Source organism: Candidatus Bandiella woodruffii, assembly GCF_034359465.1.
In the GTDB taxonomy this organism is placed as follows: Bacteria; Pseudomonadota; Alphaproteobacteria; order Rickettsiales; family Midichloriaceae; genus NDG2.
In genome coordinates, this window is the sequence record NZ_CP110820.1 from 490786 (window position 1) to 502420 (window position 11635).

At 36.6% G+C, this 11635-nt stretch carries 10 protein-coding genes; 3 read left to right on the plus strand and 7 right to left on the minus strand.

Going from position 1 to position 11635, the window contains the following annotated elements; genetic code table 11:
- Nucleotides 1-17: 17 nt before the first annotated feature.
- Nucleotides 18-833 carry a 16S rRNA (adenine(1518)-N(6)/adenine(1519)-N(6))-dimethyltransferase RsmA gene (gene rsmA, locus Bandiella_RS03025; protein WP_323733317.1) on the minus strand — a complete coding sequence of 272 codons (816 nt, stop codon included), beginning with the start codon at nucleotides 831-833 and terminating at the stop codon, nucleotides 18-20.
- Between the two features lie 198 nt (nucleotides 834-1031).
- On the opposite strand from rsmA, the gene Bandiella_RS03030 reads away from it, so the two are divergent.
- Nucleotides 1032-3173, plus strand: a complete 2142-nt coding sequence (locus Bandiella_RS03030; RefSeq protein WP_323733318.1) for an LPS-assembly protein LptD — start codon at nucleotides 1032-1034, stop codon at nucleotides 3171-3173.
- A 13-nt stretch (nucleotides 3174-3186) separates the two neighbouring features.
- Nucleotides 3187-4158 carry a peptidylprolyl isomerase gene (locus tag Bandiella_RS03035; protein WP_323733319.1) on the plus strand — a complete coding sequence of 324 codons (972 nt, stop codon included), beginning with the start codon at nucleotides 3187-3189 and terminating at the stop codon, nucleotides 4156-4158.
- Between the two features lie 24 nt (nucleotides 4159-4182).
- On the opposite strand, the gene acpS is transcribed toward Bandiella_RS03035, so the two are convergent.
- The 3 genes from acpS to fsa are packed head-to-tail and all read right to left on the minus strand — an operon-like array spanning nucleotide 4183 to nucleotide 7037.
- A complete protein-coding gene (gene acpS / locus Bandiella_RS03040) occupies nucleotides 4183-4551 on the minus strand; it encodes a holo-ACP synthase (RefSeq protein WP_323733389.1) in 369 nt (122 codons plus the stop codon).
- Nucleotides 4552-4557: 6 nt separating this feature from the next.
- Nucleotides 4558-6378 carry an aspartate--tRNA ligase gene (gene aspS, locus Bandiella_RS03045; RefSeq protein ID WP_323733320.1) on the minus strand — a complete coding sequence of 607 codons (1821 nt, stop codon included), beginning with the start codon at nucleotides 6376-6378 and terminating at the stop codon, nucleotides 4558-4560.
- An 11-nt stretch (nucleotides 6379-6389) separates the two neighbouring features.
- Complete coding sequence (fsa, locus tag Bandiella_RS03050; RefSeq protein WP_323733321.1) at nucleotides 6390-7037, minus strand: fructose-6-phosphate aldolase; 648 nt, start codon at nucleotides 7035-7037, stop codon at nucleotides 6390-6392.
- A gap of 82 nt (nucleotides 7038-7119) precedes the next feature.
- Between fsa and Bandiella_RS03055 the strand changes: the two genes are divergently transcribed.
- The gene (locus tag Bandiella_RS03055) at nucleotides 7120-7722 is read left to right on the plus strand and encodes a riboflavin synthase (RefSeq protein WP_323733322.1); all 603 of its coding nucleotides are present in this window, start codon (nucleotides 7120-7122) and stop codon (nucleotides 7720-7722) included.
- On the opposite strand, the gene hslU is transcribed toward Bandiella_RS03055, so the two are convergent.
- The 3 genes from hslU to thrS are packed head-to-tail and all read right to left on the minus strand — an operon-like array spanning nucleotide 7717 to nucleotide 11477.
- Nucleotides 7717-9036 carry an ATP-dependent protease ATPase subunit HslU gene (hslU, locus tag Bandiella_RS03060; RefSeq protein ID WP_323733323.1) on the minus strand — a complete coding sequence of 440 codons (1320 nt, stop codon included), beginning with the start codon at nucleotides 9034-9036 and terminating at the stop codon, nucleotides 7717-7719. The genes Bandiella_RS03055 and hslU overlap by 6 nt on opposite strands.
- A gap of 5 nt (nucleotides 9037-9041) precedes the next feature.
- A complete protein-coding gene (gene infC / locus Bandiella_RS03065; protein ID WP_323733390.1) occupies nucleotides 9042-9557 on the minus strand; it encodes a translation initiation factor IF-3 in 516 nt (171 codons plus the stop codon).
- Nucleotides 9558-9560: 3 nt separating this feature from the next.
- Nucleotides 9561-11477, minus strand: a complete 1917-nt coding sequence (thrS, locus tag Bandiella_RS03070) for a threonine--tRNA ligase (protein WP_323733324.1) — start codon at nucleotides 11475-11477, stop codon at nucleotides 9561-9563.
- Nucleotides 11478-11635: the final 158 nt, after the last annotated feature.

The following is an 11635-nucleotide window of genomic DNA, read 5'->3' on the forward strand; positions in this document are numbered from 1 at the left end:
CACCCCTACTCTTTTTCTTACATTATATACGATATTTTATCAAATTCATCTACAGTTAATTCTTCCGCTCTTTTATTGAAATCTATACCTATTTTCATCAACTCTTCTTCTGGGTTTGAGAGAATGGGTTTGAGGCTTGTTTTTATTTTTTTGCGCCTTAGGTTGAATGCCGCCTTACATGCTTTTTCTATATTTTCTATTCTGGCAAGTTCTATCTTAGGTGTTTTTGGCACCAGCTTTATCACAGAAGAATATACTTTGGGAGCTGGGAAAAAATTTTCTGGTTCGACGTCAAATAATTTTTCACAATGGCAAATATACTGAGCCAAAACGCTGAGCCTACCATATTCTGCTGTTGCTACTTCGGCTAAAACTCTGTCTGCCACCTCTTTTTGTAGCATGATTATGATCTCATCAACAAAATCCATTTTTTTCAACCATTTCACAAGCAATAAACTTCCAATGTTATAGGGAAGGTTTGAAACTATTGTGTAATTCCCACTAATGATCTCTTCCTCAACAACTTTAAGCGCATCTGCATTTACGAGATGGAAAGCTTTGCTGGTATTTGCTTTTATCTCCTCTAATATTGGGATAAATTTTCTGTCAACCTCAACAACCGTTAAAGAGTTGATGTCTTTTTGGAGTAGAGAAATTGTCAAGACGCCAAGCCCTGGTCCGATTTCTAAAATGTTTCGATTAGTTGTGTTGCCCAATGATCTTGCAATTTTACCCACAATATTGGCATTGATTAAAAAATTCTGACCAAACCTCTTGGTTGGAGATATTTGATGGGCCTTTAGCAACTTGTTTAACTCTGTTATTTCAAACATTTGGTAAGCAATGATTTACAAATTGATAGTTTTTAGTTAATTAGGTATATAGCTGGCGAAAACAACTTCTAAAGAATATGGAGTATACACTGTTTCTTTTTTAAGAATAACTTAATTTTATAAAAAGCATAAAATTTAATGATATACCCTTATAAATATGTTCTATCGATGGTTTTGGTATTGCTCTATTGCATAACTTTGTGCATAGCGCAAGATCAAAACAAGGAACAAAAAGAAATCGAAATTGAAGCAGATGAGCTAGTATACAATAAAGCTGAAGAATCAATCATTGCGAATGGAAATGTACACATCAAACAAGATGATTTGCAATTAATGACTGGAAAAGTTGTGTACAATAAAAAAACCAATTATCTGTATGCATTTGGTAACGTTGCTTTTAGTAACGATAGTAGGAACTTTTTTTTTGGCAAAGAAGCATTTTTGGACCGAAACAAGAATTCTGGTGTAATCGTGAAGTTTAAGGCACGTTTGTCGAAAAAGGGCTTGTTATCCTCAGACTTTGCAAAAATGTTGGATAGAAATAGATTTTTAGTTCATGGGCTGGTTTTTTCAACTTGCAGTGTTTGCGATGAAAATCTGAAACCTCGGACTCCAATATGGCAAATTAAAGCGAAAGAAGCTTTAGTGGACAAGAAAGAGGAAACAATAAAGTACAGGCATAGTAAGGTGGAGATTTTTGGCGTTCCTGTTTTTTACCTTCCATATTTTTCTATGCCAACCCCGCAAGCACATAATAGGAGTGGGTTTTTAGCTCCAAAATTTAAAAACTCAAATATCCTGGGTTTTCAGACATCAATTCCCTATTATTTTAGTATTTTACCACAAATGGACTTAACATATACGCCTACTTTTAGCACAAAAGAGAATGCTATCCACAACCTTAGTTTTCGTCATTTGACCAATTATGGTCTTTATGAGATAGAAACCTATTTCACTCATAGGGATGCAATTGATGAGAAAAAATCTTTTAAAGGATTGTTCCAAACCTCGGGGAATTTTAAGTTAAAAAATAATTATTTTTTCGACTATGATTCAAAAAGGGTATTGGATAATTCAAAAAAATTCATCCAGAAATATAATATTTCTAAGGATGATGTGTTTACAAGCAAGTTTTCTCTAAGAAAAGAAAAGAAAGATAATATGTTGTTGATGTTTGATACAATTTTCTTTCAAGACCTAAGAAAAGGCGAGATTAATAATAAGAAAGATACCCCATCAGTTTTACCATGGGTCAGAACTTACAATAAAGTTCCAGTGAAGTTGCCATTTGGTTATGAGCTTATTTTTTCTACAGACTTGCTCAATTTAACTAGGGAGGAAGGAACGAATTATAAAAGAGCAACTTTCCAACTGGATATGTTAAATAACACCTATCTTCCACTTGGTCAAGTATTGGGCATCTCTCCATCAATTAGATATGATTACTACAACATTCATTATACCGCCGATAAATCCACAAGTAAAAGTAGAGTGTTAGGAAAACTGCTTATGAACTGGAGGTGGCCTTTTATAAAGCATCAGGGGCATAAAAATATCATTTTAGAACCAATTGTAAATTTCAGTTACAACTCATCAGCTACCGGGAATTTTTTGAAAGAAGACGGCCAAGAACAACTCATAAACGCTTCAAATGTTTTTGCCTCAAATTTTTTCACCGGTAAAGATATTATCGATTTTGGTTCCAGTATAAACTATGGTTTAAGAGCAAATTATTATACTGAGGGCAATACTTATGGAGCCGTTTTAGGCCAGAGTTATAAATTAAACAGGCCAAAAGAATTGGAGCATAACATCTCTTATAGTTGGAACGACAAAATAATTGGGCAAAAGTCTGAAATAGTGGCAAAACTTTATACCCAGATTGGTAGCGATCTCTCATTTGTTAACAATATAAGTTTGTCCCCGAATCGTTTTGATTTAATTAAAAATGAGCTAGATGCCAATATGAAATACAGAAAGTTGGTATTTGGTCTGGGGCATGTATTTATTAAAGAGCAATACATCAATAAATGTTATAACGATTACAATCAGGAGATAAGCGGAAAACTGCAATATAATTTTTATCAGAAATGGTGGCTGGAGGCAAAAGCGAAACGAAAAATTGGACATCTAACCAAAGAAGAAAAAATCGACCAGTATGACTTAAATGCCAAAGAAAAAAATAAAAATATTAGTAAATGGGTTAGCAATGAGATAAGTTTGTTGTATAAAGGAGATTGTTTAAAAATCAATTTTGGTATAGAAAGAGATTACTCTATGCCCAAAGGTTTAAAGCCTTCCTTCACAACGTATATGAAGATTGAACCTATTTTTAACTAGAAAATAAATTTATATGACAAACTTATTTAGATCAATAAAATTGCTTATAGCTGCAGCATTAATAGTATCTTCATCCACAGAAGTCTTAGCAGAGCAGGATTACATAGTTGCATATGTTAATAACGAGATTATCACATCTTATGACTTGAAGAAAAGGGTGGAGTTGGCTGAGTCGATAAACAAGGTAAAAATCTCAAGCAAGGAGGCTAAACAATCTATTCTTCAAACACTAATCGACGAAAAATTGATTGCTCAAATAGCAAGAAGAAACAATATTTCTGTGCCAAAAGAACAAGTGATGTCTTACATAGGTTTGATAGCTAAAGATAATGGGGTCAGCAATCTGGAGCAATTGGCTAAACGTTATAAGATAAGTCCTGCTGAATTTATGAAACAAATTGAGGGACAACTTTTGTTAAAAAAACTGGTACAAATACAAATTGCGCCAGATACTAAAGTTTCTCAGCAAGAAACGCATGACAATTTAAATAATATATCTGCGAATGTTGTTCAATCCTCCAATGTTGAAGCAAGTAGTGATGTGAAGATCTCAGAAATCGTGTTGTACAAACAATCTTTGAAGCAGGCAGATATGCAAAAACTTTTAAACAATCTATATTTGCAACTTAAGCAAGGCATTGCCTTTGAAGACCTTGCAAGACAATTCTCTGAAAGCCCATCTGCTTCATCGGGAGGATCGATTGGTTGGGTAAAACTGGGGCAATTGGCTAAACCAATAGCAGATGCAATAGAACAAGATTTAGTCCACTTTAAGACAGGTAGGGTCACTGCTCACCCAATTGATATAGATGACCGTGTTATATTGGTGAAATTAGTGGATACGAGAGCAGGAAAAAAAGTAATAAAAAAAGTGAGTGAAGAAGAGGTTCAGGATGTACTCTTTAACCAGAAGTTGTCCATAAATGTCCGTAATTTTATAAACAATCTGAGGAAGAATTCTTATATTCATATTAAAAACTCATGATATTTTGATGGAGGAACTTTCCCCTTAGCTTTTGCTTAAGGTTTCCAAAATAACGTAAGCAATTGTGTATGGATATTCGTCCGCAATTGATAAAAAAGCTTTAACCCCTTGGTTGGACATTGGATGTTTGTTAAAAAAAGGAGCATTTTTGGCATCGTTAAAAATTTCTATAGCCTGGAAAGCAACCTCTCCCCTAATACCATGCCCAGTTGCTTTAGCATAAGCTTCCTTTGCTGCAAATCTTTTGGCAAAATATGAGTAATGTTCAGGATTATTAGCAAGTTTAATTTCGTTTTCGGTAAAGATTCTTGATAAAAACTTATATTTATATTTTTTTATCAACCTCTCCACTCTTCTGATATCAACAATATCACAACCAATACCCACAATCATCTTCACTTAATTTCGATCAGGTTTTGGTGCCATCATGATGTTCAATTCACGAAGCGCTTTTTGGTCAACATTTGTCGGTGCCCCCATCAATAAATCTTGCGCATTTTGATTAAGCGGGAAAGCTATAATCTCCCTAATATTAGGCTCATTCGCCAAAAGCATAATCATTCTATCAACACCTGGTGCGATACCGCCATGTGGAGGTGCACCATACTTTAATGCTTTAACCATAGCGGGAAAATTTTCATCAACTTGTGTGTTGCTATAACCAACGTTTGCAAAGGCCTGGTACATTATGGGAAGTTTATGGTTTCTGATCGCACCACTTGAAAGCTCTACCCCATTACATATGATGTCATACTGGAATGCTTTTATCATCAATTTCTCCTCCAGTGTTTTAGCATTTTGTAATGCTTCTAAACCACCTTGCGGCATGGAGAATGGATTGTGGAAAAAATCCAGCTTCTTCTCTTCAGCATTCCACTCGTAAAACGGATAATCCACTATCCAGCAGAACCTAAATTCTTTTTCTGCAACAAGATTAAGCTCTTGCCCAAGTTTTTCTCTAACTTTACCTGCATTTTTAGCTGCGATTTCTTCAACATCACATGTAAAAAAGACTGAATCATCTTGCTTTAAATCGCAAATTTCTTTTAGCAGTTTAAATTTATCCGGGCTTAAAAATTTTGCGATCGGACCTTTGCCCTCACCATTTTCGTCTATGGCGATATATGCCAGCCCCTTTGCTTTAAGTTCAGCCTGGGCAAAAGCTATCATTTTATCATAAAACCCTCTACTGAGCCCCTTGCAATTATGCACTGGTATAGCACGAACTACGCTGCCGTTTTCAATTCCAGCATTAAATATGGAGAAGTCTGAGTGTCTAAACACCTCTGTCGCATCTCGGATAACTATTGGGTTTCTTAAATCTGGTTTATCTGAACCATATTTTAGCATAGCGTCGTGATAAGTTATTTGAGGGAATGGATAATCCGTCACCTTCCAATCCGAAAATGTTTTGAAAGTATTAGCAAGTACCGGTCCAATTGCCTCAAAGACGTCTTCTTGCGTCACAAATGACATCTCTATGTCCAACTGATAAAACTCCCCTGGCGCTCTATCAGCTCTTGCGTCCTCATCTCTGAAACATGGGGCAATTTGAAAGTACCTATCAAACCCTGCAATCATAAAAAGCTGCTTGAATTGCTGAGGCGCCTGAGGGAGGGCATAAAACTTCCCTGGATGCAATCTACTTGGTACCAAGAAGTCTCTTGCTCCTTCAGGTGAACTTGCAGTTAATATTGGGGTTTGAAATTCAGTAAAACCTCTCTTGTACATTTCATCTCTTAAGAATCTGGCAACCTTGCTTCTTAAGGCAATATTGTTGTGCATATTCTCCCTTCTTAAATCTAAAAAACGATACCTCAGTCTTAAATCTTCTGGAAATGGTTGGTCAGAGTTCACGTTAATTGGCAAAACTTCAGCTTCTGATTCAATGTTGAATTGTTCTATAACAATTTCTACCTCACCTGTTGGCAACTCTTTATTGATGGTTTCTTCTGACCTCTTTACCACTTTGCCAACCACGGTTATTACACTTTCATAACTCAGTGATGTAAGTGTGTTAAAGTCCTCCTTTGGCAGTGGATAAAGCCTATCATCCTGATTGGATGTTACCAATTGAACAATGCCAAAATGGTCTCTTAAATCTATGAAATAAACCCCTCCGTGATCTCTTTTTCTGTGGATCCATCCTGAAACTTTTACAGTACTGCCGATATCTTGGGTGGACAGTTGTCCACATTTATGAGTTCTGAATTTATGCATATGTATTTTGGTTATGTTTTGACTGTACTCCAGTCGTTAAGAAAAATTTCAATACCTTTTTCTGTCAAAGGATTATTTATCATAGCAGAGATAAGGCTTGGTGGTAAGGTTATAACATCCACCCCAAGCTTAGCCACCTCTATTATATGTATTGGGTTTCTTATTGACGCAGCTAAAATTTGAGTTGAGATATCTGGATAATTTTGGTATATGGCGCAAATATCTGCTATCAGTGCGATGCCATCGCGCCCCATATCATCAAGCCTACCTATAAATGGGGATACATAAGTGGCACCAGCTTTTGCAGCAAGCAATGCTTGTGTTGGAGAAAAGCATAAGGTCATGTTGACAGCAATAGACTTTTCAGCCAATACTTTACAAGCTTTCAGGCCATCTTGGGTGATTGGTAATTTTATTGTAATTTGAGGCGCTATCTCAGAGAGCCTTTCCGCCTCGCGCAACATGTTATCATAATCAGTTGCTATCACCTCAACACTTACAGATGTATCTATAATTTCACATATCTCGCGTATTACAGTTCCAAAGTCCTGTTTTGACTTGGCGATGATGGACGGGTTTGTTGTAACTCCATCAACAACACCCAATTCTTTATATTTTTTTATGGCTGCAACATCGCAACTATCAAGGTACACCTTCATGTTTAAGTAGTGAAGCTCAGTTTGACTAATTATCCAAGGTAGGATATATTTTTTTTAACTTAATGCAAGAGAAATAAAAGGCATGTTCAGTGGCATTATAGTCGACATTGGTACTATTTCACACATCAATAAGGAATCTAGAGATTGGAAAATATTGATACGTACTTCTTTAAATTTGAAAGAAGTATCAATAGGTGATTCTATTGCATGTGATGGGATTTGCCTGACAGTGATTGAGGTATTGGAGCATGAGCTTGTGCTTCAAGCTTCATTAGAAACACAGAAGGTCACAAATTTAGCCCAATGGAATAATGGCTACAAAGTAAATCTAGAAAAAGCTTTGAAAGTGGGGGATTTGCTCAATGGTCATTTTGTGCAAGGGCACGTTGATTGCGCAGTAAAGCTGTTAGGAACCGAAACAATTGGCGGTTCTCACGCACTTCAATTTGAGCTCCCACATAAAATTAAGAAATATATAGTTAATAAGGGAGCCATAACAATAAACGGCGTCTCCCTCACCGTGAATGAGGTGACCGATCATCAATTCTTTGTCAATATCATCCCACACACATGGGGCTGTACAAATTTATCCAACCTTATAATTGGGGCAAAAGTCAACCTTGAGGTTGATTTATTAGCCAGATATTTAGAGAAACTTAGAGGCGACGTAAAAAATCAGCTATAAAATGAACTTCGCAAGATCATCCTGCTTGTTGATATCGGCTAGGTTTTTCTCCACGAACGCCTCGTCAACAACGAATTTGTTTCCGGCATTTTCATCCGCGTTGAAGCTGATATTTTCCAGAATTTTTTCAAACAACGTGTGCAAACGCCTAGCACCTATATTTTCCACTTCTTCGTTAATGTGAATTGCATATTTTGCTATGCTGTTTAAACCGCTTTCCGTAAACTCTAGGGCTACTTTTTCGGTCTCAAACAAAGCAGTATACTGCTTTGGTAATGAGTTTTTTGGTTCTTTTAGTATTCTAACAAGGTCTTCCTGGGTTAATGGGTGTAGTTCCACCCTAACAGGAAGTCTTCCTTGAAGTTCAGGAAGTAAATCTGATGGTCTAGCCAAGTGAAATGCACCTGATGCAATGAATAAAATATGGTTAGTTTTTACCATGCCATACTTGGTACTGATGGCAGTTCCTTCAATTAATGGAAGCAAATCTCTTTGCACACCTTCTCTATTAACCTCACTGCGCTTATTAACATTGCCGCTGGCTATCTTGTCAATCTCATCCAAAAATACAATACCGTCCTCTTCTGTCATTTTGATTGCTTTGTCTATTATGGATTGCTCGTCAATCAAATTATCTGTCTCCTGTGCTACAAGATGCTTCATTGCCTCGGAAACTTTTAACTTAACTAACTTTTGGTTCTTTGTCCCCATAGTTTTGTTCAGCAAATCCCCCAGATTAAACATCCCCATTTGCCCTCCTGGCATTCCTGGAATGTCAAAGGTTGGTATATTTTGTTGTTTATTGGTTGGCTCAGTGATTGAAATCTCCACGTCTCTTTCATCCAATTCTTTGGAGTTAAGCTTTTCCAGATATAACTTTTTCGTTTCCTCAGAAGCATCTTTTCCCACTAAACAATCAACTAATCTGAGCTTTGCAGCCTGTAGAGCAGTGCTTTTCACCTCATCAGAAAAATCCTCTCTCACCATTTTGATTGTAATATCAAGTAAATCTCTAATTATGGAGTCAACGTCACGCCCCACATAGCCTACTTCAGTAAACTTTGTGGCCTCGATTTTAATAAAAGGGGATTTTAAAAGCTTTGCCAATCTCCTTGCAATTTCGGTTTTTCCAACTCCAGTTGGGCCAACCATCAGTATATTGTGTGGGGTTACCTCATCTTTTATTTCGTCTGCAATATGTTTCCTTCTCCATCGATTTCTAAGAGCAACAGCAACAGCTTTTTTTGCCTGTTCTTGGCCAATGACATATTTATCTAACTCATCAACGATTTGTTTTGGTGTGAAATCTTTCATTTATACTATTTCGGGACAATGATTACAGAAAGTTGCTTTCCTTCTTTCTTGACATCAACTTCAACCTTAGAAAAAGCTGCTGATTCGGCTTTGAATTTTTCTATCACACCAAGACCAACATCCTCATGCGCGATTTCACGCCCTTTAAAAAATAAACTGACCTTCACCTTATTGCCATCACTTACAAAGCGTTTTGCATTGTTCAATTTAACATTAAAGTCTCCTATTGCGATGTTTGGTCTTAGTTTAATTTCTTTGACCTCAACCACTTTCTGTTTCTTTTTGGCTTCCTGAGCTTTTTTTGTAATTTCGTACTTATACTTGCCAAAATTCAACACCTTGCAAACAGGAGGCACCACGTTTCCAGAAATTTCAACTAAATCTAGCATTCGGGTTTTAGCCAATTCCAACCCTTCTTGCAAAGTGGTGATGCCAACCATCTTGCCATCGTGATCTATAAGACGGATTTTGTTAGCTGAAATGGTTTCGTTTACATTAATATTTGGTTCTTTCTTGGATATAACTTAACTCCTTTTTTGTTGTATTTCTAATAGTAATTTATCCATAAACTGATTTAACTCAAGCGTTTCTTGCTGATTACTACCTATTTTTCTTATAGAGACCAGATTACCCTCTTTTTCTTTTTCCCCTAATACGGCAATCATAGGTACTTTTTCAAGAGAATATTTTCTGATTTTGTAGGTGATTTTTTCGTTCTCAAGATCAATAGTACACCTTATCCCTTTTGTTCTAAGAGTACTAAAGACAGTCTTAGCATAATCATTTATACTATCTGTAACTGTTATTATCACAACCTGGGTTGGTGCAATCCAAAGTGGCAAGTTTCCAGAATAATGTTCAATTAATATGCCGAGGAATCTTTCTATTGAGCCAAAAAGCGCCCTATGTAACATCACCGGCCTATATTTTTTACCATCTTTATCAATGTAATTTGCGTCCAATCTCTCTGGAAGATTGAAATCCACCTGTAGGGTTCCTAACTGCCAATCTCTTCCTATTGCATCTCGCATTACAAACTCTAACTTAGGACCATAAAATGCCCCCTCTCCTTTGTTTAAAGTGTATGGCAATTCTTGTTCGACTAACGCATTAAGCAGCGCTTTTTCTGCAGAATCCCAAACTTCATCAGAGCCAATTCTTTTTTGCGGTCTATCGGAAAACTTGACTTTTACGTTATTAAATCCAAAATCTTTGTATATCTCCATTATCAATTTGCATACAGCAATACACTCTTCCGTTATTTGCTCATTGGTACAAAATATGTGAGCATCATCCTGGGTGAATGCGCGCGCCCGCATTAACCCGTGTAGTGCTCCTGATGGCTCATATCTATGCACTTTGCCAAATTCTGCCAAGCGTAGGGGGAGTTCCCTGTAACTTTTTATCCCCTGGTTATATACTTGAATACCACCTGGGCAGTTCATGGGTCTGACTGCATATAACCTCCCCTCCTCAATTGTATTGGCGGTAAACATGTTTTCTCCAAATTTTTCCCAGTGACCAGATGCTTCCCATAATTTTTTATCCATTATTTCAGGCGTGCTAATCTCAAGATAACCATTATTGTTTTGTTTTTCCCTGATGTAATTCAACAGTCTTTGAAATAAATCCCAACCTTTTGGATGCCAAAATACAGAACCTTGAGCTTCTTCTTGGAAATGGAATAAATCTGATGCCTTCCCGATCTTTCTATGATCACGTTTTTCAGCTTCTTCAAGCATTGTTAAATACTGCTTAAGTTGCTTTTTATCCGCCCAGGCTGTTCCGTAGATTCTCTGTAGCATTGCGTTATTGCTGTTGCCTCGCCAATATGCTCCCGCCACTTTCATCAATTTGAACGCTTTTACAACGCCAGTTGATGGTGAGTGAGGGCCTCTGCAAAGATCGGAAAAATTGCCTTGAGTATATATTGTGATCTGGCTTTCTTGAGGTAGCGACCCAATAATTTCTACTTTATAAGTCTCTCCCTGTTTTGAAAAGAAATCAACAGCTTCTTCTTTTGTGACAACTTTTCTTATGATGGGAAGATTCTGATCAATAATAGACTGCATTTTTGCTTCTATTTTTTCCAGGTCCGCTTCGCTAAAAGGTTCTACATTGGCAAAATCATAGTAAAAACCGTTTTCTATAGTAGGGCCAATCGTGACTTGTGCTGAAGGATATAACTCTTTCACTGCCTGCGCCATTATGTGTGCCGCATCATGTCTGATAATGTCAAGTCCCTCCGTACTAGAAGAAGTTACAAATTCAACATCATCACCAACAACAACTTCGGTAGATAAATCTTTTACATCGCCGTTAATTTTGATTGCAACACATTGCTTATGCAAGCTCTTGTCAATCTCACTGAGCAGTTCAACTCCACATATTTTTTGTTGATCCAATTCCTTTATTTTACCATTCAGCTTTATTTCGTTCATAAAATATTGTTGGTCTTTTAGTAAATAATAGCCGTATTATACGCAAAAACTTAAATTAGCTCTAGCGTTATTTTGAAAAACCACTGATAATATTTTCCATGGTGTAACATCTGAGGCAGAAGTAAACGAAGCTTGAAGAGAAAGTTTTTTCAACTAAA